General features: G+C 20.8%; 20 protein-coding genes and 3 tRNA genes. 18 read left to right on the top strand and 5 right to left on the bottom strand.

What is annotated here, in order from left to right:
* Positions 1 to 13: 13 nt before the first annotated feature.
* Entirely contained in the window at positions 14 to 682 is a 669-nt protein-coding gene (gene rpiA / locus GJT90_RS00965; RefSeq protein ID WP_168920033.1) for a ribose-5-phosphate isomerase RpiA, read from the bottom strand.
* A 227-nt stretch (positions 683 to 909) separates the two neighbouring features.
* On the opposite strand from rpiA, the gene GJT90_RS00960 reads away from it, so the two are divergent.
* The 4 genes from GJT90_RS00960 to lysS all read left to right on the top strand — a co-directional run bounded on the left by GJT90_RS00960 (position 910) and on the right by lysS (position 5,253).
* Positions 910 to 2,364 carry a Do family serine endopeptidase gene (locus GJT90_RS00960; protein WP_168920032.1) on the top strand — a complete coding sequence of 485 codons (1,455 nt, stop codon included), beginning with the start codon at positions 910 to 912 and terminating at the stop codon, positions 2,362 to 2,364.
* Positions 2,365 to 2,424: 60 nt separating this feature from the next.
* Positions 2,425 to 2,497: transfer RNA gene (locus GJT90_RS00955), tRNA-Ile, on the top strand.
* 123 nt (positions 2,498 to 2,620) lie between these two features.
* A protein-coding gene (prfB, locus tag GJT90_RS00950) for a peptide chain release factor 2 (RefSeq protein ID WP_211080524.1) occupies positions 2,621 to 3,719 on the top strand; the annotation gives its coding sequence in 2 pieces (ribosomal slippage) (positions 2,621 to 2,662 and positions 2,664 to 3,719; 1,098 coding nt in all).
* A 16-nt stretch (positions 3,720 to 3,735) separates the two neighbouring features.
* Positions 3,736 to 5,253, top strand: a complete 1,518-nt coding sequence (gene lysS / locus GJT90_RS00945) for a lysine--tRNA ligase (protein WP_168920030.1) — start codon at positions 3,736 to 3,738, stop codon at positions 5,251 to 5,253.
* Here lysS and tpiA read toward each other — a convergent pair.
* The gene (gene tpiA / locus GJT90_RS00940) at positions 5,239 to 6,018 is read right to left on the bottom strand and encodes a triose-phosphate isomerase (protein WP_168920029.1); all 780 of its coding nucleotides are present in this window, start codon (positions 6,016 to 6,018) and stop codon (positions 5,239 to 5,241) included. The two genes, lysS and tpiA, sit on opposite strands and share 15 nt — an antisense overlap.
* Positions 6,019 to 6,033: 15 nt before the next feature.
* Complete coding sequence (locus tag GJT90_RS00935; protein ID WP_168920028.1) at positions 6,034 to 6,786, bottom strand: FAD-binding oxidoreductase; 753 nt, start codon at positions 6,784 to 6,786, stop codon at positions 6,034 to 6,036.
* Positions 6,787 to 7,109: 323 nt separating this feature from the next.
* On the opposite strand from GJT90_RS00935, the gene GJT90_RS00930 reads away from it, so the two are divergent.
* The 10 genes from GJT90_RS00930 to GJT90_RS00885 all read left to right on the top strand — a co-directional run bounded on the left by GJT90_RS00930 (position 7,110) and on the right by GJT90_RS00885 (position 20,977).
* Positions 7,110 to 7,183: transfer RNA gene (locus tag GJT90_RS00930), tRNA-Trp, on the top strand.
* A 240-nt stretch (positions 7,184 to 7,423) separates the two neighbouring features.
* Complete coding sequence (ilvG, locus tag GJT90_RS00925) at positions 7,424 to 9,088, top strand: acetolactate synthase 2 catalytic subunit (protein ID WP_168920027.1); 1,665 nt, start codon at positions 7,424 to 7,426, stop codon at positions 9,086 to 9,088.
* Positions 9,089 to 9,322, top strand: coding sequence for an acetolactate synthase 2 small subunit (gene ilvM, locus GJT90_RS00920; protein WP_168894681.1), 234 nt, complete (start codon positions 9,089 to 9,091; stop codon positions 9,320 to 9,322).
* A 46-nt stretch (positions 9,323 to 9,368) separates the two neighbouring features.
* A complete protein-coding gene (locus tag GJT90_RS00915; protein ID WP_168920026.1) occupies positions 9,369 to 10,298 on the top strand; it encodes a branched-chain amino acid transaminase in 930 nt (309 codons plus the stop codon).
* Between the two features lie 30 nt (positions 10,299 to 10,328).
* The gene (gene ilvD, locus GJT90_RS00910; protein ID WP_168920025.1) at positions 10,329 to 12,197 is read left to right on the top strand and encodes a dihydroxy-acid dehydratase; all 1,869 of its coding nucleotides are present in this window, start codon (positions 10,329 to 10,331) and stop codon (positions 12,195 to 12,197) included.
* Positions 12,198 to 12,397: 200 nt separating this feature from the next.
* Positions 12,398 to 13,876, top strand: a complete 1,479-nt coding sequence (gene ilvC / locus GJT90_RS00905; protein ID WP_168920024.1) for a ketol-acid reductoisomerase — start codon at positions 12,398 to 12,400, stop codon at positions 13,874 to 13,876.
* A 326-nt stretch (positions 13,877 to 14,202) separates the two neighbouring features.
* Complete coding sequence (carA, locus tag GJT90_RS00900; protein ID WP_168920023.1) at positions 14,203 to 15,360, top strand: glutamine-hydrolyzing carbamoyl-phosphate synthase small subunit; 1,158 nt, start codon at positions 14,203 to 14,205, stop codon at positions 15,358 to 15,360.
* 2 nt (positions 15,361 to 15,362) lie between these two features.
* The gene (gene carB, locus GJT90_RS00895) at positions 15,363 to 18,596 is read left to right on the top strand and encodes a carbamoyl-phosphate synthase large subunit (protein ID WP_168920022.1); all 3,234 of its coding nucleotides are present in this window, start codon (positions 15,363 to 15,365) and stop codon (positions 18,594 to 18,596) included.
* 44 nt (positions 18,597 to 18,640) lie between these two features.
* Positions 18,641 to 19,648: a CAF17-like 4Fe-4S cluster assembly/insertion protein YgfZ gene (gene ygfZ, locus GJT90_RS00890; protein ID WP_168920021.1), complete on the top strand. Its 1,008-nt coding sequence runs from the start codon at positions 18,641 to 18,643 to the stop codon at positions 19,646 to 19,648.
* 159 nt (positions 19,649 to 19,807) lie between these two features.
* A complete protein-coding gene (locus GJT90_RS00885) occupies positions 19,808 to 20,977 on the top strand; it encodes an OmpA family protein (protein WP_168920020.1) in 1,170 nt (389 codons plus the stop codon).
* Positions 20,978 to 21,165: 188 nt separating this feature from the next.
* Here GJT90_RS00885 and GJT90_RS00880 read toward each other — a convergent pair.
* Positions 21,166 to 21,238 (bottom strand) — tRNA-Phe (locus tag GJT90_RS00880).
* 257 nt (positions 21,239 to 21,495) lie between these two features.
* Between GJT90_RS00880 and GJT90_RS00875 the strand changes: the two genes are divergently transcribed.
* Positions 21,496 to 21,786 (top strand): co-chaperone GroES, encoded by a 291-nt coding sequence (locus GJT90_RS00875; protein WP_168920019.1) that lies wholly within the window; start codon positions 21,496 to 21,498, stop codon positions 21,784 to 21,786.
* Between the two features lie 76 nt (positions 21,787 to 21,862).
* On the top strand, positions 21,863 to 23,509 hold the full coding sequence (gene groL, locus GJT90_RS00870) for a chaperonin GroEL (RefSeq protein WP_168920018.1): 1,647 nt from the start codon (positions 21,863 to 21,865) through the stop codon (positions 23,507 to 23,509).
* Positions 23,510 to 23,625: 116 nt separating this feature from the next.
* Here groL and GJT90_RS00865 read toward each other — a convergent pair whose 3' ends face one another.
* Positions 23,626 to 24,603: a KamA family radical SAM protein gene (locus GJT90_RS00865; protein ID WP_168920017.1), complete on the bottom strand. Its 978-nt coding sequence runs from the start codon at positions 24,601 to 24,603 to the stop codon at positions 23,626 to 23,628.
* Between the two features lie 72 nt (positions 24,604 to 24,675).
* On the opposite strand from GJT90_RS00865, the gene GJT90_RS00860 reads away from it, so the two are divergent.
* On the top strand, positions 24,676 to 25,248 hold the full coding sequence (locus GJT90_RS00860) for an elongation factor P (protein WP_168920016.1): 573 nt from the start codon (positions 24,676 to 24,678) through the stop codon (positions 25,246 to 25,248).
* Between the two features lie 26 nt (positions 25,249 to 25,274).
* Positions 25,275 to 26,243: an elongation factor P--(R)-beta-lysine ligase gene (gene epmA / locus GJT90_RS00855; protein WP_168920015.1), complete on the top strand. Its 969-nt coding sequence runs from the start codon at positions 25,275 to 25,277 to the stop codon at positions 26,241 to 26,243.
* Positions 26,244 to 26,262 lie beyond the last annotated feature (19 nt).

The raw sequence follows: 26,262 nt of genomic DNA, 5'->3' as shown, positions 1-26,262 counted from the left end.
TTTAATCTAATTTTTATTTATAATATATGGATACTTTATAATTATAGTTTCCCACTATAATTATATCAGCACACCTTTGTGTAAATAAACCAACAGTAACTACTCCAGGAATATTATTTATATATTTTTCTGTTTGAACAGCATCATAAATATTTAATTTATATACATCTAAAATCAAATTACCATGTTCTGTAATTACATTGGTACGAAGTTTAACTGTAGCTCCTATATATAATAATTTTTTAGTAATAAAATTTTTGGCTGAAGGTATTATTTCTATAGGTAAAGGATGTAATTTACCTAAATTTTTAACATATTTTGATTGATCTATAATACAAATAAATAAATCAGAAAAACTAGATATAATTTTTTCATTAGTTAATGCAGCTCCACCTCCTTTTATCATTTGCATTTTATTATTTATTTCATCGGCACCATCAAAATATATTCCAATTTTATTTATTTTATTAATTTCATAAATATTAAAATTATATTTTTTTAGTTTTTCTGTAGAACTTTTAGAAGCAGATACTACTCCTTTAATATTAATATTCTTTTTTACAGTAGATAAAATATCTATAAAATGAGATATTGTAGTTCCAGAACCAATACCAATAATACTATTATTTTTAATAAATGTTACTGCAGTTTTTGCTGCAATATTTTTTAATTTATTAAGCATATATATTACTTTATATAAAATAAAGTTTATATTATATTAAGTATAATAATTTGTAAAAAATTTTGTATATTATTTATTAACAATAAAATTTTATAAATTACAATTTTTTAATTAAAAAAATTTAAAATTATTAATTAAAAATAATTTTTTATTATTTACTCAAATTTATATTTTATTAATATAAAATATAAGTTATTTTATAGTAAATTTTATTATGAGATTATATAATGAAAAAAATCAAAATTATTTTTTGTTTATTTTTTTTTGTTACTATATTTATAGTAGTACCTAAAAATATAAATGCTAAATTATTACCTAATTTCACAAAAAAATTAAATAATAACTATTTATTACCTAGTCTAGCTCCTATACTAGCGAAAGTAATTCCTTCAGTTGTTAATATTGATGTTCAAGGTAGTACATTTGTATATGAATACAAATTACCTCCACAAGTAGAACAATATTTAAGAGAACATTTTTTACTTTGTAAAGAAGGTTCTCCATATGAGAATACTCCTATTTGTGGAAACAATAATAATGTTCTTGAACAAAAATTTCATTCAATTGGTTCTGGAGTCATTATAAATGCTAAAAAAGGTTTAATTATTACTAATAATCATGTAATAAATCATGCTAATTATATTTCAGTTGAATTAAATAATGGAAAAATATATGAAGCAAAAATAATAGGGAGAGATCCAAAAACAGATATAGCTTTAATAAGAATTGTAGGAAAAACAAATAATCTTAAAAGTCTTAAAATAGCAAATTCTGATAATTTAAAAATAGGAGATTATACAATAGCAATAGGTAATCCATATGCATTAGGAGAAACTGTTACATCAGGAATTATATCAGGATTAGGACGTACTGGACTTAATATTGAAAGTTTTGAAAATTTTATCCAAACTGATGCTGCAATTAATCGTGGAAGTTCTGGAGGAGCTTTAGTTAATTTAAATGGAGATTTAATTGGAATTAATACAGCTATATTTGCTCCTCATGAAGGTAATATTGGAATTGGCTTTGCTATACCTAGTAATACTGTTATGAATTTAGTTAATCAATTTATTAGATTTGGTAAAATTAAAAGAGGTTCTTTAGGAATTAATGCAGTTAATTTAGAACCAGAATTAACAAAAATTTTACGAATTTATAATATAAATAAAGGAGTTTTTGTTCGTGAAATTATAAAAATATCTAAAGATAATGAGTTACAAGTAGGTGATATTATTATTTCACTAAATGGGAAAACTATTGATAGTTATGCTTTATTAAAAGCAAAAATAAGTTCTTTTATTAGAGGTACTGTTGTTAAATTAGGAATTATAAGAAAAGGAACTTTTAAAACAGTTCATGTTAAAATTAAAAATTATAATGATGATGATGATTCTGAAAATATTATTTATTATGGTATTGAAGGAGTATATTTAAATAATATTAAATTAAAAAATAAAATTTATATTTTTAAAAATATTCAAAAAACTAGTGTACAAGTAAATAAAGTTTTAAAAAATTCTCCAGCATCAATAATAGGTTTAAGAAAAGGTGACATAATAATACAGATTAATCAAAAACCTATTAAAAATATAAATGATGTTCAAAAAATTTTAAATAAAAAACCATCATTAATTCTTTTATATATTTTAAGAGGAAATCATAAATTATATTTAGTTAATTAAAAAAAATAATAAATTTAATTGAAATAAATTTAAAAATATTTAATACTATAGTTATAGTATGGCCCTTTAGCTCAGTGGTTAGAGCAAACGACTCATAATCGTTAGGTCGTTGGTTCAAATCCAACAAGGGCCAGTGTAGTGTATAAATAAATATTTTTTTAAATTTTTCATATCAAAAAACTTTAATAACTATAATTTTATTTATAAATTAAATTTAATATTTCTTGTTTATTTATTTATAAATTAGGGAAATAAGATGTTAGAAATTTATTTAATAAAAAATAATTTAAAAAAAATAAAAAAAAAAAATATTTTTATTAGGGGGTTTCTTTAATTATATAAAATATAAAAAAAAATTATTAAAAATAAATAATAAACTACAAAATCCTAATATTTGGAATAATATTAATTATATTCTTAATTTAAATAAAAAAAAATCAAATATAGAAAATTTGTTATTTTCTTTAGATACAATTAATCAAGAAATTATTGATATTAATGAATTGATAAATTTAGCTATTGATACTAATGATAAAATAATATTAAAAGAATCTATAAAAATATTAGCTGAGTTACAAAATAAAATAAATAATTTAGAATTACAAAAAATTTTTATTAAAAAAAATGATAACAAAAATTGTTTTATAGATATTCAATCTGGATCAGGAGGTATAGAATCTCAAGATTGGGCAAAAATCATTATGAAAATGTATTTAAAGTGGGCTGTACAAAAAAAATTCAAAACCACAATAATTAATGAAACACCAGGAGAAGTTATAGGAATAAAATCAGCAACAATACATATTGTTGGAAATTATGCTTTTGGATGGTTACGTACTGAAAGTGGAATTCATCGTTTAGTTAGAAAAAGTCCTTTTAGTTCTTCCGGAAGAAGACATACTTCTTTTGTTTCAACTTTTATTTATCCAGATATTAAAAATGAAAATAGTATATCTCTTAATACAGAAGATTTGCGTATCGATGTTTATAGAGCTTCTGGAGCTGGAGGACAACATATTAATCGTACAGAATCAGCAGTACGTATTACACATATTCCTACAGGAATAGTTACACAATGTCAAAGTAATAGATCACAACATCAAAATAAAAATCAAGCAATGAAACAAATTAAATTTAAATTATATGAATTAACAAATAAAATAAAACAAAAAAAACAAAAAAAAATTGAACAACAGAAATTTAATATTAGTTGGGGGTATCAAATACGTTCTTATATATTAGATGATTCAAGAATAAAAGATATGAGAACTGGTATAGAAATTAATGATGTAAATTTTGTACTTAATGGTAATATAGATAAATTTATTCAAGCTAGTTTAAAATTAGGTTTATAAATATAGGATTTCTATTATGTCTGAAAATAAATATTTTTTAAATAAAAGTATTAATAATAATGAAGTAAAGTTTCGACATAAAAAATTAACAAAATTAAGAAAAAAAAATATTGCTTTTCCTAATAATTTTAAAATTAATATTACATGTGATAATATATATCAAGAATTCAATAATAAAAATTTTTCTTTAAAAGATAAAAAATTATTTCGTATTGCAGGACGTATAGTAAATTTAAGAATTATGGGTAAAGCTTCTTTTATTAACATTCAAGATTATACAGGAAAAATACAAGTTTATATATCTCAAAATAGTATATCTGTTGAAAAATATAAAAAATTTTTAAAAGAATATAATATTGGAGATATTATAGGTATAATTGGTAATATTTTTAAAACTAAAACTAATGTTTTATCAATTTTTTGTACAAAAATTTATTTATTAACAAAAGCAATTAGACCATTACCTGATAAATATCATGGGTTACAAAATAAAGAAATAAAATACAGAAAAAGATATTTAGATTTAATTGTAAATGAAAAAACACGTAATGTATTTAAAATAAGATCTAAAATTATATTAAATATTCGTAATTTAATGAATGAAATGAATTTTATTGAAGTCGAAACTCCTATGATGCATAATATACCTGGAGGAGCTTTAGCAAAACCTTTTATAACACATCATAATACATATAACATAAATATGTATTTACGTGTAGCACCTGAATTATATTTAAAACGTCTTGTTATTGGAGGTTTTAATAAAATTTTTGAAATTAATAGAAATTTTCGTAATGAAGGTATTTCTACTCAACATAATCCTGAATTTACAATGATGGAAATGTATGTAGCATATTCTGATTATAAAGATTTAATGATTTTATTTGAAAATTTATTTAAAAAAATATATAAATCAATATTTAATAATTCTGTATTAGAATACAATGGTATTGTTTTTAATTTAAATAATAAATTTAATATATTAACAATGAAAGAATCTATTATCTTTTTTTATCCAAATTTTTCTTTAGATAATTTAGAAGATATTAATATTTTAATAAAAATTAGTAATTCATTAAATGTTAAAATAAATAAAAAATGGAGTAAAGGTAAAATTATTTCCGAAATTTTTGATGTAAAAATTGCTAATAAAATTATAGAACCAACTTTTATTACAGAATATCCTGTTGAAATATCTCCTTTATCAAGAAGTAATGATTTAAATCCTTTAATTACTGATAGATTTGAATTTTTTATTTGTGGAATGGAAATAGCAAATGGTTTTTCTGAATTAAATGATCCAGAAGAACAAAAAAAAAGATTTAAACAACAAGATAATTTAAAAGAAATTAATAATACTAAAAAAAATAATATTTATGAAAATTTTTATGATCAAGATTATATAGAAGCGTTAGAATATGGTTTACCTCCTACTGCAGGTTTAGGATTAGGAATTGATAGATTAGTTATGTTATTTACTAATTCTAAATCTATAAGAGATATAATTTTATTTCCTATGTTAAGACCTCAATAAATTTATTTCTTTTTCAGCTTTTTTAACTAAAAATATAAAATTTTCTATTGTTAAAGAAGCTTTTCCTACTAATAAACCATCAATATTGTTTATTTGAAATAAATCATGAATATTATTCTTATCAATAGAACCACCATATTGAAAGATGATGTTATCGGATATTTTTTGATTTATAGATGAAAGATATTTTTTAATAAAATTAATAGTTTTTTGTATTTCATATACATCTGCAATTTTACCAGAACCAATAGCCCAAATAGGTTCATAAGCTATAATAGTATTATGAAATATTTTAACATCACATATTTTTAATATAGAATTAATTTGATCAATACAAATTTTTTCTGTTTTATTTTCATTTTTTTCTTCTTTTGTTTCTCCAAGACATAAAATCGGAATTAATCCATTTTTTTTTGTTAAGACAAATTTTTTAGCTATAAAATTATTATTTTCATAATGATTTATTCTTCTTTCTGAATGACCAATTATTACATATTTTACACCTACATCTTTTAACATATCTATAGATATTTCACCAGTAAAAGAACCAATTTTATGAATATCTACATTTTGTGCTACGAGGTCTACTGATGTATTTTTTAAATAATTAAATATATAATTTATATATACATATGGTGGAGCTATTGCTAATTTACAAAAATATAATGAATTACCTATTTTTTCTTTTATTATATTTATATTTTTTTTTATAAAATTAAAATTTCCATTTAATTTCCAGTTTGCAATAATCAAAAATTTTTTCATATTTTTCCTTATAATTTACCAATATTGTTCTGATGTAATGTTTCCACTTTTATTAATAAAATTTCTAGATAAATTTTTATTTATTTCTAATATTTTTCTTGTTTCTTTTATCATATTTGGATTACCACATAACATTACATGACTATTATTTTTATGAATTTTTATACCAATTTTTTTTTCTAAATCCCCACTTCGAATTAAATTAGGAATATAACCATATAAAATAGAATCATTTATATGATTATTTCTAGTTAAAATAATTTGTAATACAAATTTATTTTTATATTTTTTTTTAATTTTCTTAATTATATATAAATAATTAAAATCATTTATATATCTAATAGTATGTACTAAAATTATTTTTTTAAATTTTTTAAAACAAATACCATCTTGTAATATTGAAAGATAAGGACCAATACCAGTACCTGTTGATAACATCCATAAATTTTCACAAACTTTAATATTATTTAAAGTAAAAATACCCGAAGCATTTTTAGATATCATAATTTTATCATTAATTTTTAATTTATATAAGTATGGAGTAAATTTACCTCCTTTAATATTAGAAATATAAAATTCATGATTTTTATCTTTTGGAGAATTTATATATGAATATATTCTTTGTATTTTTTCCCCGTTGATTTTTAAAGCTAATTTTGCAAATTGACCAGCAATAAAATTATTAACTTCGGCATTTAAAATAATACTAAATAAATTTTTTGTCCAATATTTTACATCTTTAATATTACCTATAATCCATTCTGTCATATTTAATCCTTAAATTTTATTAAAAAATTATATTTCTATATTAGAATATAATTTTTATAAAATAAATTAATAATTATATTTTTTATAATTTTTAAAAATTTTAATAATAATTTATATTTTTTATAAAATAAAAACATAGATTTTAATTTATTATTTTTTTTATTATTTTTTCATATTTTTTACAAAAAATTTATGTTATGATTTTAAAAATTATTACTTTATATTATATATAAATTTTTAATTTTAATAAATTTATTTTAGAAAAATTTTATTAAAATATATTATTTTAAACATATTTTTATTTAAATAATATAAATAATTTAAGGGGTGTAGTTTAATTAGGTAGAATATTGGTCTCCAAAACCAATGGTTGGGGGTTCAAATCCCTCCACCCCTGAGTAATTATTATTTTTTTAATTATATAATTTTTTATAAAATATATATTTATGTTAATATAATAAATAATTATATATAAATATATAATATATATTATTTAATATATTTATATTATTTTAGAAAAATTTAATAACATATCAAATACAAAATCATATCTTCTAATCTTAAAAATTTACATAAATTAAAACATAATAAAATTGAATTATGCATATTATATTACTAAATTAAAGAGGTTTAAAATATGAATGGGGCACAATGTATAATTCAAGCATTAAAAAAACAAAATGTAAAAATAGTATTTGGATATCCTGGTGGTGCAATAATGCCTCTTTATGATGCATTATATAATAATAAAATAGAACATATATTATGTAGACACGAACAAGCAGCAGCAATGGCAGCAATAGGATACGCTCGTGCTACAGGAAAAATAGGAGTTTGTATAGCTACATCAGGTCCTGGAGCAACCAATTTGATAACAGGAATTACAGATGCCATGGTAGATTCTATTCCTATTGTTGCAATTACAGGACAAGTATCTTTACCATTAATTGGTACAGATGCTTTTCAAGAAATAGATATTATAGGAATGTCTTTATCATGTACAAAACACAGTTTTTTAATAACTTCACCTACAGAAATATCATCTACAATAGAAAAAGCTTTTTTTATAGCATTATCAGGAAGACCTGGACCTGTATTAATAGATATACCTAAAGATATCCAGTTATTCTATAATGTACCTAAACAAATAAAATTTGAAAATAAAAAACTTTTTTTTATTAAACAAAAAAAAATTTCAGTAAAAAAAATTTCAAAAGCTAATTATTTTTTAAAAAAATCTATTATGCCTGTATTATATATAGGAGGAGGTGTAAATATCGGTAATGCTGTTAATACATTAAGAAAATTTGTACAAAAATCTGAAATACCTACAGTAGTTACTTTAAAAGGATTAGGAACTATAAGTAATAATAATCCCTATTATTTAGGAATGTTAGGTATGCATGGAAATAAAGCAGCTAATTATACTGTTCAAAAATGTGATTTATTAGTAGCTATTGGAGCGAGATTTGATGATAGAGTTACAGGAAATATAAAAAAATTTGCTCCTTTGGCAAATATTATACATATGGATATAGATCCAGCAGAAATTAATAAAATTTGTCAAACAGATGTAGAATTATTAGGTGATTTAAATTATTTAATTCCATTATTAGAAATACCAAATGATATTTTAAAATGGAAATTTTATATAAAAAAGATAAAAAAAAAATATTCTTATTTATATAATAAATTTATTAATCACAATAAAATTTATGCTCCTTTTTTATTAAAAAAATTATCAGATTTTAAAAATACAAAAACTATCATTACTACTGATGTAGGACAACATCAAATGTGGGTTGCACAACATATAAATTTTTCAAATCCTAGAAATTTTATTACTTCAAGTGGTTTAGGAACAATGGGTTTTGGATTACCAGCTGCTATCGGTGCTCAAATTGCTAAACCTAATTATACTGTTATATGTATTTCTGGAGATGGTTCTTTTATGATGAATATTCAAGAATTAAGTACAATTAAAAGAAAAAATTTACCTATTAAAATTATCTTATTAGATAATAAGAGATTAGGTATGGTTAAACAATGGCAGCAAATTTTTTTTAATAAGAGATATAGTGAAACTATATTATTTGATAATCCTAATTTTATAAAATTAGCTGAATCTTTTGGTATATCAGGACATAGTATTTGTTATAATTATGAAATCAAAAAAAGTTTAAAAAAAATTTTTTCTATAAAAAAACCTTATATATTACATGTTTCAATTAATGAAAAAGATAATGTATGGCCATTAGTTCCTCCTGGTTATAGCAATGATAATATGATGGAGAAAATTTAAATGAATAAATATAAATTATATATTAAAACTAATATTAGTCCTGAAATAAGTGAAAGAATAATGAGAATTATTCGTCATAGAGGTTTTTTAATTAAAACTGTAAATATTAATGTTTTGAATAAATTACAAAATATTATTTTTAAATTAATAATAAAAAGTTTTAAATCTATAGAAATTTTAGTAAAGCAAATTGCTAAACTAATAGATGTACTAGATATAACTATAATATCATAAATAATTATAATAATATTATAATTATTTAAAATAAGGAAATGTAATGATGTCAATAAAAAAAACAAATTTTATTTGGTTAAATGGAGATATTATAAAATGGGAAGATGCTAAAATTAGTGTTATGACACATGCATTACATTATGGTACATCTGTTTTTGAAGGTATTAGATGTTATAAATCATATAAAGGTTCTGTTATTTTTCGTCATGAAGATCACATTAATCGTTTATATAATTCTGCTAAAATTTATCGTTTTCCATTAAAATTTACTATAAAAGAAATAATTAATGCTGTTCATACAATAATTAATATTAATAAATTAAAAGAAGCCTATATTAGAATTTTAATATTTATAGGAGATGTGGGTTTAGGCATTAATCCTCCTAAAAATTATTATGCAGATATAATGATTAGCGCATTTTTATGGGAAAATTATCTTGGTAATAATGCAAAAAATAATGGAATTAGAACAATGATATCTACCTGGAATAAAATAAAACCTAATACTATACCTAGTTTAGCAAAAGCAGGTGGTAATTATTTATCTTCTTTATTAATAAGTAGTGAAGCTAGAAGAAATGGATATGATGAAGGAATAGCATTAGATAGTTTAGGATTTGTTTCTGAAGGAGCTGGAGAAAATATATTTATTATTAAAAATAAAATTTTATTTACTCCTCCACTAACTTCATCTATTCTACCAGGAATTACAAGAGACTCTGTTCTAAAAATAGCTAAAAATATTAATTTGAAAATAAAAGAATCTCTTATATTAAGAGAATTTTTATACTTAGCTGACGAAATATTTTTAACTGGAACAGCAGCTGAAATTATTCCTGTTTGTAGTATAGATGGTATATTAATAAACAATGGTAAAAGAGGAAAAATTACAAAAAAAATACAAAAAGAATTTCTATATTTATTCACAGGAAAAATACAAGATAAATGGAATTGGTTAGATCATATTAATTTATAGTTATTTATTATTAAAAAAAAGAAGTGAAATATGCCTATTTATCGTTCGTTTACAACAACAAAAGGTCGTAATATGGCTGGAGCTCGTTCTCTTTGGAGAGCAACAGGCATGAATAATAAAGATTTTAATAAACCTATTATTGCTATAGTTAATTCTTTTTCAGAATTTGTTCCTGGACATATACATTTAAAAGAATTAAGTAAAATAATTTCTAAAGAAATAAAAAAAAAAGGAGCGATACCAAAAGAATTTAATACAATAGCAATTGATGATGGTATAGCTATGGGACATGATGGTATGTTATATTCTCTACCTTCTAGAGAACTTATTGCTGATTCAATAGAATATGTTATAAATGCTCATTGTGTAGATTCAATAATTTGTATATCTAATTGTGATAAAATTACTCCAGGAATGTTAATGGCTAGCTTACGTTTAAATATACCTAGTGTATTTATATCAGGAGGACCGATGGAAGCTGGTAAAATTATAAATATTGAAAATAAAAAAAAAATTACTAAAATTAATTTAGTTGATGCAATGATTCAATCGGCTGATTTAAATAGATCAGATAATCATATTAAAAATATAGAACTTAATGCATGTCCAACATGTGGTTCTTGTTCTGGAATGTTTACAGCTAATTCAATGAATTGTATAGTAGAAGTTTTAGGTTTATCATTACCAGGAAATGGTTCTTTATTAGCTACACATAAAAATCGTAAAAAATTATGTATCAAATCAGCACATAAAATAGTGGAAATTACAAAAAAATATTATGAAAAGAATAATATAGATTTTTTACCAAGAAATATTGCAAGTCAAAAATCATTTGAAAATGCAATTATGTTAGACATTGCTATGGGTGGTTCTACAAATACAATTTTACATATGTTGGCATTAGCTCAAGAAACTAATATAATTTTTAATCTTAAAACGATAGATAAATTATCAAAAAGAATACCATGGTTGTGTAAAGTTTCTCCTAGTACAAATAAATTTTATATGGAAGATTTTCATAGAGCTGGTGGAGTTATGGGAATTTTAGGAGAATTAAATAGAATAAACTTAATACATAAAAATGTTAAAAATATTTTAGGATTAAGTATAGAAGATACAATAAAAAAATATGATATTATAATTAATAAAAGTTTAAAAATAAAAAAATTTTTTTGTTCCGCTCCTGGTAATAGTAAAACTACAAAACCTTTTTCACAAAATAAAATATGGAATGATTTAGATAATGATAGAAAAAAAGGATGTATACGTTCATATAAATATGCTTTTAGTAAAGATGGAGGATTAGCTGTTTTATATGGTAATCTTGCTAAAGATGGGTGTGTTGTTAAAACTGCTAGTGTATATAAAAAATTAATGATTTTTACAGGAAAAGCAAAAGTATATGAAAGTCAAGAATCAGCAATATATGCAATTTTAAATAAAAAAATTTTTTCAGGTGATATAGTCGTCATAAGATATGAAGGACCAAAAGGAGGACCAGGAATGCAAGAAATGTTATATCCTACTTCTTATTTAAAATCGATGAAATTAGATAAAAATTGTGCTTTAATTACGGACGGAAGATTTTCAGGAGGTACTTCTGGTTTATCTATAGGACATATTTCTCCAGAAGCTGCAGATAAAGGTTTAATTGCATTAATACAAAATGGAGATATTATTAAAATTAATATCCCAGATAGATCTATAACATTAGATGTATCAAGTAATGTATTAAAAAATAGAAGAAAGAAAGAAGAACAAAGAAAAAATTTAGCTTATACTCCTATGTTAAAAAGAAAAAGAAAAATTTCTTTTGCATTAAAAGCATATGCTTATTTAGTAACTAGTGCTGATAAAGGTGCCGCTAGAGATAAAAATAAATTAAGTATTTATAAATAAAAATTTAAATATTTTAAAATTAAATAATTATTTTATTTTTATAAAATAAATAAAAATATAATATCTTTAATATAGGTTATATATAAATTTTTTTAAACAAATGTTAAAATAATATTTATTCATATTTAATAAATACTTTTTTAAAAAATATTTATTAAACTAATTAAATATTAATTTATATATTAAATAGGATTATTTTAATGAAAAATTATTTTAATACTTTAAATTTTCGTAGAAAATTAAAAAATTTACAAAAATGTAGATTAATGCAGCCAAATGAATTTATTAATAGTATTAATAATTTAAAAAATAAAAAAATTGTTATTATAGGATGTGGATCTCAAGGATTAAATCAAGGATTAAATATGAGAGATTCTGGATTAAATATCTCTTATGCATTAAAAATTGAATCTATAAAAAATAAAAATAAATCTTGGCAAAGAGCTTATGTAAATAATTTTATAATTGGTACATATAAAGAATTAATACCTACAGCAGATTTAATAATTAATTTAACTCCTGATAAAAATCATCATAATGTTTTAAAAGAAATTAAACATTTAATAAAAGAAAAAGCCACAATAGGATATTCTCATGGTTTTAATATTGTAGAAGAAGGTGAAATTATTTCTCAAAATGTTTCAGTAATTATGGTAGCACCAAAATGTCCTGGAACAGAAGTAAGGGAAGAGTTTAAAAGAGGTTTTGGTGTTCCATCTTTAATTGCTGTTCATCAAAATGCTGATAATTTTAATTCTAGTTTTAAAATAGCTAAAGCTTGGGCAGTATCTATTGGTAGTCATAAAGCTGGTGTATTAGAATCATCTTTTATTGCTGAAGTAAAATCTGATTTAATAGGTGAACAAACAGTCTTATGTGGAATGTTACAAACAGCATCTATTTTATTATTTGATAAATTATTAAAATTTAATATTGATTCATCATATGCTTCACAATTTATCCAATTTGGATGGGAACATATTACAGAAGCCTTAAAACAAGGTGGAATTAGTTTAATGATGGATAGATTAGATAATTTTAGTAAAATACGTTCTTATGAATTATCCTTAGTTTTAAAAAAAATATTAAAACCTTTATTTAAATTACATGTTGATAATATAATTTCAGGTAAATTTTCACAAGATCTAATAAAAGATTGGAATAATAATAATAAAAATTTAATTAAATGGAGAGAAATATATCAAAATAATAATTTTGAAAAAGTTAAAATAAAAAAAAGTAATTGTGTAAAAGAAAAAGATTATTTTAATAAAGGTATTTTTATGACTTCTATTATTAAAAGTAGTATTGAATTATCATATGAATTAATGATAGAATCAGGAATATCTCCAGCTTCAGCTTATTATGAATCATTACATGAATTACCTTTGATTGCTAATACTATTGCAAGAAAAAAATTATATGAAATGAATAAAGTTATATCAGACACAGCTGAATATGGTAATTATTTATTTACAAATAAAGCAATTTTTTTATTACAAAAATTTATGGAAAATATTACTAGGGAAGATTTAGGTATTATTAAAGATAATAATAATAAATCTATAAATAATGTTTATTTACGTGATATAAATTATGATATTAGGAATCATCCTATTGAAAAAATAGGTTATGTTTTAAGAAGTTATATGACTCATATGAAAACTTTAATTAAATAAAAATATACTCTCTTTTTAAAAGAGAGTAATTTCAAAAAATATTATTTATTTTAATAAAATTTTTTATAATAAAAAATTATATAATTTTATATTATTTTTTACTTAAGTAAAAAATATTTTTATATTTTTATATTTTTATAAATTTTTTTTAAATAATTAACTAATTATATTTGTATTTTTTTATACATTTCATTTACAAATTATTTTATTAAATCATAAATATTATTTTTAAATTTTATAATTTGTAATAAATAAAATTTTTTTTGTAAAAATAATATAATAAATTTTTATTTAAAATTTATATTTATTATAAATAATTATAAATTATGGAGAATAATTTGAATAATAAAGCAATATTAGTTATGGAAGATGGAACTAAACTTTTTGGTAAATCTATAGGTATTAATGGCATAGTTATAGGAGAAATAATATTTAATACTTCAATGACTGGATATCAAGAAATAATAACTGATCCTTCATATTATGAACAAATTGTTATTTTAACATATCCACATATTGGTAATACAGGTATTAATTTAGAAGATAATGAATCATCAAAAATTTATTTAAAAGGACTTATTATCAATCATTTATCAAAAATAGCAAGTAATTATCGTAGTACAGGAGAATTAGAACCATTTTTAAAAAAAAATAATGTTGTTGCTATTGAAGGAATAGATACACGTTATTTAACAAGATTAATACGTAATAAAAAAATAAAAAAAATAGCACTTATATCTACTAAAAAAAAAATTAATTTTAAAGATATTATAAAAAAAATTAATAACTTTAATGGATTAAAAGGTTTAGATTTAATAAAAAAAATTACAACTAAAGCAAATTATTCTTGGATACAAGGAAGTAGAAATCATAAATTAGTAAAATTAAATAAAAATTCTATTCATATTTTGGCATTTGATTTTGGTATTAAAAAAAATATTTTAAGAATATTTATAGATAAAAAATGTAAAGTTACTGTTATTTCTGCTTTTACTAGTTATAAAAAAATAATTTCTTTAGACCCAGATGGTATTTTTTTATCTAATGGTCCAGGAGATCCTACACCTTGTTCTTATATTATCGATAATATAAAAAAAATATTAAAAACAAATATTCCAATTTTTGGTATTTGTTTTGGGCATCAAATATTAGCTCTTGCTAATGGAGCTAAAATTAAAAAAATGAATGTAGGACATCATGGAAGTAATCATCCTGTAAAAGATTTAAAAAATAATAAAGTATTTATTACTACTCAAAACCATCAATTTACTATTGATAAAAAAAGTATTTCTAAAAATTTAAAAATTACACATATATCATTATTTGATAATACTATACAAGGAATTCATTGTCTTAAAAAATCTGCTTTTAGTTTTCAAGGACATCCTGAAGCAAGTCCGGGGCCACATGACGCATCTATTTTATTTGATTATTTTATAAAATTAATTAAAAAATATCGTATGATAAAACATAAGAGATTATAAAAATGCCAAAACGTACTGATATAAAAAATATTATGATTTTAGGATCAGGTCCTATTATTATAGGACAAGCTTGTGAATTCGATTATTCTGGTACTCAAGCATGTAAAGCTCTTAAAGAAGAAGGATATAATGTAATTTTAGTAAATTCCAATCCTGCTACTATTATGACAGATCCTGATGTTGCTGATACTACTTATATAGAACCTATGGATTGGAAAATAATTGCTAAAATTATAGAAAAAGAAAAACCTGATGCTATTTTACCTACTATGGGAGGACAAACTGCTTTAAATTGTGTTTTAAGTTTAAATAAAAATAATATTTTAGAAAAAAATAATGTTGAAATAATTGGAATTACAATAGATAGTATAAATAAAGCAGAAAATCGTTCTATTTTTTTAAATATTATAAAAAATTTAGGTTTAAATATTCCTTTATCTTATACTATTCATAATATGAATGAAGCTATAAATTGTATTAAAAAAATTAGTTTTCCATGTATTATTCGTCCATCATTTACTATGGGAGGAAGTGGTGGCGGAATTGCATATAATTTTAAAGAATTTAAAAAAATTTGTCAAAATGGATTAAATTTATCTTTTAATCATGAATTAATTATTGATGAATCTTTAATTGGATGGAAAGAATATGAAATGGAACTTGTAAGAGATAAAAATAGTAATTGTATTATTATTTGCTCTATTGAAAATGTAGATCCAATGGGAATTCATACTGGAGATTCAATTACTGTTGCACCTGCGCAAACTTTATCTGATAAAGAATATCAAATAATGCGAAATGCATCTATATCTATATTGGAAAATATAGGTATTCAATCTGGAGGAGCAAATGTTCAATTTGCTGTAAATCCAACTACAGGAAAATTAATAGTTATTGAAATGAATCCTCGTGTTTCACGTTCTTCTGCATTAGCTTCTAAAGCAACAGGATTTCCTATTGCTAAAATATCTGCAAAATTATCTATTGGATATACACTAGATGAATTAGTAAATGATATAACAAGTAATAATATTACTGCAGCTTTTGAACCATCTATTGATTATATAGTTACTAAAATACCTAGATTTAATTTTGAAAAATTTCATTGTGTAGACAATAAATTAACAACTCAAATGAAATCAATAGGAGAAATTATGTCTATAGGTAGGTCTTTTCAAGAATCAATACAAAAAGCATTATGTAGTTTAGAAACAGGTATTAATGGTTTTACACCTAAAATACATTTATTAAAAAATAAAAAAAATATAAAATTAATTATACAAGAACTTAAAAATCCAGGACCAGATAGAATAAGATTTATTGCAGATGCTTTTAGAATAAAAATATCTATTGAAAAAATATATCATTATTCACACATAGATATGTGGTTTTTATATCAAATAAAAAATTTAGTTGATATTGAAAATAAAATACAATCTTTAGGTATAAATTGTTTATATAATAAAAAATATTTATATCAATTAAAAAAAAAAGGATTTTCTGATGGAAGATTATCTAATCTTGTTAATGTATCTGAAAAAACAATAAGAATTTTAAGATATAAATATAATATTCATCCAGTATATAAAAGAGTAGACACATGTTCTGCTGAATTTAAAACTAATACTGCATATATATATTCAACATATGAAACAGAATGTGAAGCCAATCCTAGTAATAATAAAAATAAAATTATTATTTTAGGAAGTGGACCTAATAGAATAGGGCAAGGAATTGAATTTGATTATTGCTGTGTTCATGCATCAATGATATTAAGAAAAAATAATTTTGAAACAATTATTATTAATTGTAATCCAGAAACTGTGTCTACTGATTATGATATTTCTGATCGTTTATATTTTGAACCTATTACATTAGAAAATGTTTTAGAAATTGTAAGAATAGAAAAACCTAAAGGAGTTATAGTACAATATGGAGGACAAACTCCATTAAATTTAGCTCAATCATTAGAAAATGAAGGAGTACCTATTATAGGTACAAGTCCATCTAATATTGATATTGCTGAAAATAGAGAAAAATTTCAAAATATTATTAATTCTTTAAAATTAAAACAATCTATAAATTATGTAGTTAAAAATTTAAATAATGCTTTAGAAAAAGCAAAAATTATTGGTTATCCTATTATAGTTAGGCCTTCTTATGTTTTAGGAGGAAAATTTATGGAAATAATATATGATAAAGAAGAATTAAAAAATTATTTTTTCTTAAAAAATAAAAAAAATCATATAATTTTATTAGAAAAATTTTTAGATAATGCAATAGAAGTAGATGTAGATGCTATTTGTGATAAAAAACATGTTTTTATAGGAGGTATTATGGAACATATTGAACAAGCAGGAATACATTCTGGAGATTCTGCCTGTTCTTTACCAACACGTACTTTAAGTAAAGAAATTTTAAATGAAATTCGTAATCAAACTAAAAAAATAGCTATAAAAATTAATGTATGTGGTTTACTAAATATTCAGTTTGCTGTAAAAAAAAAAACAATTTATTTAATAGAAGTTAATCCTAGAGCATCTAGAACTATTCCTTTTATTTCTAAAGCAATAAATATTCCATTAGCAAAAATAGGAGCATTAATAATGGTTGGTAAATCTTTATCTAATTTAAGTCTTACAAAAGAGATTATTCCACCATATTTTTCCGTAAAAGAAGTTGTATTACCTTTTAATAAATTTAATAATATGGATCCTATTTTAGGACCTGAAATGAGATCTACAGGAGAAGTTATGGGTATTGGTAATTCTTTTTCTGAAGCATTTTATAAAGCAATTTTAGGAACTAAAATTTCTATTAATAAAAATGGTATTGTTTTAATATCAATTAAAAATAAAGACAAAAAATTTATTATTCCATTAGTTAAAAAATTAATACAATATGGTTTTAAAATTGAAGCTACATGTGGAACAGCAAAATTTTTAAAAAAATTTCAATTATTAGTTAAAACTGTTAGAAAACCAAAAGAAAAAGCTCCAAATATAGTTAATTTTATAAAAAATAAAAAGTATACTTATATTATCAATACTGCAGAAACAAAACAATCTATTAAAAATTCTAAATTAATTCGTATTTTAGCTTTACAAAATAATATTTATTATAATACTACTATCAACGGAGCTATTGCTACGATAAACTCAATAAATATAATAAAAAATAATTTAAAAGATAAAATATTTTCTTTACAAGAAAGACATAAACAATTATTTTCATAATAATTATTATATATATATATAAAATAAAATTTTTTATAAAAAAAATGTTAAATTTAAATAAATTTTTTAATTTAAATAAAAAAAATAATTCTTGTAAATTACTTAAATTAATTAATTTAAATGATTTACAGTTAATAACTATTATAGGTTCTAATAGTAAAATTTTTTTACAAAATCAATTAACTATTGATATAAATAAATTAGATAATAATAAAAAATTTTTTCATGCTCTTCATTGTAATTCTAAAGGAAGAGTATTAATAAATATTTATATATTTAAAAATTTTGACAATATTTATCAATGTATTATAAAAAAAAATATAATTAAAAAATATTTAGAAGATATTAAAAAATATTTATTAATATATAATATTAAGATTATTTTAAATTTTAAAAAAAATTTTTTTGGATTATCAGGAAAAAACTTAGAAAATATTATGTCAAACATATTTGAAAATAATGATTTTTTTTTAAAAAAAAAAACATTATTTTTTATAAAAGAATATGTTATTTTAAAATTTTGTAATAAATATAATCAATATTTTATAATTTTATCAAAAAAAAATTCTAATTTTTTATTAAAAAAATTTTTTATTAACAATAAAATTAATTTATCTAATTTTAATTATTGGATTAAATTTAATATGGAAATAGGATATCCTATTATTGATAATATTAATAATTGTAATTTATTTTTACCACAACAAATTAATATGGAAAAATTTAATGCTATTAGTTTTAGTAAAGGTTGTTATTTAGGACAAGAAATAATTAATAGTTTTAAACTTCGAAATAAAAAAAATAAAATCTTATTTTTATTAGAAGGAGAAACAAAATTTATACCTTTATATACAGATTTATTGGAATTAAAAAATAATATTACAAATAAATGGGAAATTATAAAAGGTAGTAGAATTTTAAAATCATTAAAAATAAAAGAAAATTTAATTTGGATACAAGTTATTTTAAAAAATAATATCTTAGAAAATTCTTTAATTAGATTAAATAAAGATAAAAAAAGTATTTTTTTTATTAAAAAAAAATTTAAATAATTATAAAAAATTATTTTTTAAAAATGTTATATTAATAATATATTTTTTTTAATTATAATTATATTTTAATTTTGAAAATTATATAAATCTTATTTAAGATTTATAAAAAATATAAAAATTTAATATTATTATTTTTAATAATAAAAGGTTTAAATAAAAATGAAAAAAATAACTATTTTTTTTGTAATCATGATTATAGCTAATATTTGTAATATTGCAAATGCTGAGTCTAATAACAATTATTGGTATTTTGGTCCTAAAATAGGATGGTCACAATATAGTAATATTAAATTATTAGGTAAAGATATAGATAATCAAACTTATACTCATTTTAATAATATTAGTCCTGGATTTTTTTTTGGATATCAGGAAAATAATTTTTTAAGTTTTGAAATGGGATTTGATTGGTTAGGAATAATTAGAAAAAATATTCAAAATCAAAATATTCATAATTTTTTTGAATCTAAAGGATTACAATTAAGCACTAAAATTAAAATTCCTATTTTTAAAAAATTGTCCTTATATAGTCGTTTTGGTGGTTTCTTTGCTAAAACAATTAATAAACAAAATAATAATAATAATACAAACATTAATCAAACATATTATAGTGCTTCTCCATTATTTGCTTTAGGTGGAGAATATAAAATAAATAAAAATTGGTCATCTAGATTAGAATATCAATGGATAAAAGATATTGGAAATAAAAATATTAATAATTTAGGTCAAAAAACAAATAATTCTATTTTTAGTATAAGTATATTTTATAAATTTGTTAATACACATAAATATAATTTACCATCAATAAAAAATTTTATAGATAATATAAAAAATAAAAAAAATTATAATTATGATGATAAAAATTTAGTATCTAAAGTATTTTTTAATTTTGATGATTTTAATCTTCGTAAAGAAACAAAAAAAACATTAGATAAAATTATTAATAAAAAAAATCATAAAAAATTTTCAAATACTGAATTATTAATTTTAGGACATTCTGATTATTTAGGTAAAAAAAATTATAATATATCTTTATCTAAAAAAAGAGCTAAAAAAGTAATTGAATATTTAATTTTTAAAACAAAGAAAAATACTTTTTATAAAAAAATTACTGTAAAAGGTTTAGGTAGTTTACCAATTAATAAAAAATGTATTAATATAAAAAATTATAAACTTTTAAAGAAATGTTTAGTTTTAGACCGTTATGTAGAAATAAAATTTGTTAAATATTATCAAATTTACAAATTTTATTTTAATAAAAATTTTATATCTGAAAATAATTTAAAAATTATTTACATATTTATTAATTGTAAAAAACAAATTTTGTTATAAAAAAATTTTTTATATTTTTTTAACAAAAATATAAAATATATTAATTAAAGTAAATTAAATTTTTTAAAATTATTTTAAAGATTATTTAGATAGATAATTAATACAAACATGAAAAATCTTTCATGTTTGTAACTTGTTATAAATTAATAAATTATAAAAACATAATTTTTAATTTTTTACAAAAAAAATGCCCGAAGGTGGAATTGAACCACCGACACGGGGATTTTCAGTCCACTGCTCTACCAACTGAGCTATCCGGGCAATAATACAAACATATAAAATTAATTTATATTATGCCAATATTTATAATGAAACGTCAATATTTTTTATATTAAAACATAATAATAATTAAAATATATATTTATTTATAAAAAAATTATAATTAAAAAAATAAAAATTTTTTAAAAAGACCTTGAAACATATAAAATATGTCCTTATCTTTCAGATCACATTAATTGAAATAAATTATAATTAATTTAAAAAATATTGAATAAACTTCTTAAAAGGAGAATCATTAAATGAATATTCGTCCATTACATGATCGTGTTATTGTAAAAAGAAAAGAAGTTGAATCTAAATCTGCTGGTGGAATTGTTTTAACAGGTTCTGCTGCAGGTAAATCTACTCGAGGAGAAGTATTAGCAGTAGGAAAAGGACGTATTTTAGATAATGGGACAGTAAAACCATTAGATGTAAGAAAAGGTGATATTATTATATTTAATGATGGTTATAGTGTAAAAACAGAAAAAATTGATAATGAGGAAATTTTAATAATGTCTGAAAGTGATATTTTAGCTATTGTTAAATAATAAAATTATCATGAAATAAACAAATATAAAAAATATATTTAATTTTAATATAAAATTAATTTAAGGGATATTGAAAATGGCAGCTAAAGACGTAAAATTTGGTAATGACGCACGTGTAAAAATGTTACGAGGTGTAAACGTACTAGCAGATGCAGTCAAAATTACCCTTGGACCTAAAGGTAGAAATGTAGTTTTAGATAAATCATTTGGTGCTCCAGCTATAACTAAAGATGGAGTAACAGTTGCTAGAGAAATAGAATTAGAAGATAAATTTGAAAATATGGGAGCACAAATGGTCAAGGAAGTTGCTTCTAAAGCTAATGATGTAGCAGGTGATGGTACAACTACAGCAAGTGTATTAGCTCAATCTATTGTTAGTGAAGGCTTAAAAGCAGTTGCTGCTGGTATGAATCCTATGGATTTAAAAAGAGGGATAGATAAAGCTGTTATAGCTGCTGTTGAAGAATTAAAAATTATTTCAGTACCTTGTTCTAATTCCAAATCTATAGCTCAAGTAGGAACTATTTCTGCAAATGCAGATGAAACTGTAGGTGATTTAATTGCTCAAGCTATGAAAAGAGTTGGAAAAGAAGGAGTTATTACAGTAGAAGAAGGAACTGGGTTACAAGATGAATTAGATGTTGTAGAAGGTATGCAATTTGATAGAGGATATTTATCACCTTATTTTATTAATAAATCAGATTCAGGTACTGTAGAACTTGATAATCCATATATACTTTTAGTAGACAAAAAACTTTCAAATATTAGAGAAATTTTACCTATTCTAGAAATAGTTGCAAAATCTAGTAAATCTTTATTAATTATAGCTGAAGATGTTGATGGTGAAGCATTAGCAACTTTAGTTGTTAATACTATGCGTGGAGTAGTAAAAGTTGCTGCAGTTAAAGCACCTGGGTTTGGAGATCGTCGTAAAGCTATGTTACAAGATATTGCTATACTTACAGGTGGTAATGTTATTTCAGAAGAAATTGGTTTAGAATTAGAAAAAGTAACATTAGATGATCTTGGACAAGCAAAACGTATTGTTATTAATAAAGATACAACAACAATTATAGATGGTATGGGAAAACAAGCAAATATATCAGGAAGAGTAAATCAAATAAGACAACAAATAGACGAAGCAACTTCTGATTATGATCGTGAAAAACTTCAAGAAAGAGTAGCTAAATTAGCAGGAGGAGTTGCAGTATTAAAAGTTGGTGCAGCTACTGAAGTAGAAATGAAAGAAAAAAAAGCTAGAGTAGAAGATGCATTACATGCTACAAGAGCTGCTGTAGAAGAAGGTGTAGTAGCTGGAGGTGGAGTTGCTTTAGTACGTGTAGCAGCAAAATTAATGAATTTAACTGGTCAAAATGAAGATCAAAATATGGGAATAAAAGTAGCATTAAGAGCTATGGAAGCTCCTTTACGTCAAATAGTTTCTAATGCAGGAGAAGAACCATCAGTAGTAGCAAATAATGTTAAAGATGGTCATGGTAATTATGGATATAATGCTGCAAATGAAGAATATGGAGATATGATTAAATTTGGAATTTTAGATCCGACTAAAGTTACTAGATCAGCGTTACAGTATTCTGCATCTGTAGCAGGACTTATGATTACTACAGAATGTATGGTTACAGATTTACCAAAAGATGAAAAATCAGAAATATCTAATACACCTCCAGGTGGTATGGGTGGTGGTATGGGTGGTATGATGTAATTTATTTAGTAAATAAAAAATTATTATTTATTAAAGTTTTAATATTAAATATTATAAATTTACAAATCTGCTAATATATAGCTGTGCATTTATTAAAGGCACAGCTTTTATATTTTTTAGATAATAAAATTTTTACTTTTTTTACCATAAATATCTTTTATTAATCTAGGAACTAAAAAACCAGATAAAAATGGCAACATTTTTATCATAATTTTTTTAGCTTTACTTTCTGAAACATTAAAATGTTGACTACCTTCTACTTTATCTAATAAGTGTAAATAATATGGTAATATTCCAATATTAAATAAATTATTACTTAATTTAATTAAAGTTTTATAATCATCATTAATATTTTTTAATAAAACACTCTGATTTAAAATCGTAACACCTGTTTTTTTAAGAAGATTAACTTTATTAAATAAATTTTCACTAATTTCATTTGGATGATTAATATGTGTAACAATTATTATATTTAATTTATATTTATTAAAAATTTTTATTAAATTAGTAGTAATTCTTTCAGGAATAACAGAAATTATTCTAGTATGTATTCTTAATGTTTTAATATGAGATATTTTTTGAATATCGTTTATTAATAAATTAATTTTATGATCATTTATAATTAATGGATCTCCTCCTGAAAAAATTACTTCATTTATTTCTCTATGTTTTTTTATATAATTAATTATTTTAATCCAATCACATTTTTTTATAGCATAAATTTCTTTACTTTTTTTACGGAAACAATATCTACAATGTACTGCACAAATTCCTGTAACTAATATTAATACTCTATTATAATATTTATGTATCATTCCCGGAATAATTAAATTTTCATTTAATGGATTACTATTATATTTTTTATTAAAAATTAATTCATTTTTATTAAAGATAAATTGTAATAAGATAGGATCTTTATAATTTTTTTTTTCTATTTTTTTTATAAAAATTTTAGGTATTTTTATTTTAAAAGATATATTTTTTTTTTTACATAAAAATTGTTTACTATTTTTTTTTTTTATTTTTGTTATTTTTATAAGATCAATATTATTATTAATATTATCTTTTAATTGTTTTAACCATAATTTATTCATACAATTATTTTATATTTTTAAGATAATATTATTATAAGTCAAAATAATTTTTTCAGAAAAGGTAAAATATTAATGATTAATTATTATAGTAATAATTTTAGAATTGGTATGAAATTTGTACTTTTTAATCAACCTTACATTATAGAATCCAGTGAATTTGTAAAACCAGGGAAAGGACAATCTTTTGTTAGAGTAAAAATGAGAAATTTAATAAATGAAAAATTAATTGATAAAACATTTAAATCTACCGATAATTTAAATACTGCAGATATTTTAGAAAAAAAATTAATTTATTTATATAATGAAAAAGAAGATTTTTTTTATTTTATGTTTAAAAATAATTTTGAACAAATTATCATTGATAAGAGAATTATTAAAAATAAAAAAAAATGGTTAATACCTCAATATAGTTATAATATAACATTTTGGAATCAATTACCTATATTTTTAATATTACCAAATTTTATTAATTTTAAAATAATTAATACAAATTTAGTGTCAAAAAAAGGAGATACAATTAATAATAATAATAAATTAGCTATAATAAGTAATGGTGAAATAATAAAAGTACCAAATTTTATTAAAATTGGAGATATTATAAAAATTGATATAAGAAAAAAAAAATATATTTCTCGTATTAAATAATAAATAATCTTAAAAGTAATAATTATATGAAAAATTTTAACGGATTACCTAATACAAATATATATACTTTAATAAAACGTTCTTTGATAATAAAAAAAATAAGAAATTTTTTTGATAAAAAAGGATTTATTGAAGTAGATACTCCTATGTTAACTCAATTTGAAAATACTAACATTTATTTAAAACAATTTAAAACAAAATTTATTCATTATAAACAACAAAAAGAATTATTTTTAGTTACAAGTCCTGAATATCATATGAAAAGAATACTTTCATTAAAAATGAATAAATCAATATATCAAATATGTCATAGTTTTCGTAATGAAGAATTAGGTAAATATCATAATCCTGAATTTACTATGCTAGAATGGTATCATATTAATTATAATTTAAAACAGTTAATAGGTGAAGTTAATAGTTTTTTTATTAAATTTGGTTTTAATAAATTAAAAAAATATTCTTACAAAAAAATTTTTTTAAAATATTTTAAAATAAATCCCTTTTTAATTAATAAAAAAAAATTATTTATTCTTGCTAAAAAATTAGGTTTTATTAATTTAAAAAAAAATAATGTTATTGATGATGATTATTTACAAATATTATTTGATTTATATATTGTACCTAAACTAGGATTTAAATCACCTATATTAATATATAATTTTCCAGCATCACAAAAAACTACTGAAACCATTAATAAAAATAATTGTTTTCTAGCAAATAGATTTGAAATTTTTTTTAAAGGTGTTGAATTAGGCAATGGATTTCATGAACTTAGAAATAGTTATGAACAAAAAAAAAGATTTAATGAAGACAATAAAAAACGTAAAATAATAGGATTACCTTATAAAAAAATAGATTATTATTTATTAAAAGCCATGAAATATGGTATGCCTAATTGTTCAGGAATGGCTATTGGATTAGATAGATTTATTATGTGTTTATTAAAAAAAACATCTATTCATAAAGTTATGAACTTTCCTATAAATATATCTTAAGAAAATTTTTTATTATATA

The organism is Enterobacteriaceae endosymbiont of Donacia dentata, assembly GCF_012570745.1.
GTDB lineage: Bacteria > Pseudomonadota > Gammaproteobacteria > Enterobacterales > Enterobacteriaceae.
The sequence above is the reverse complement of the archived record's forward strand: the minus strand, read 5'-3'. Positions and strand labels throughout refer to the sequence as shown.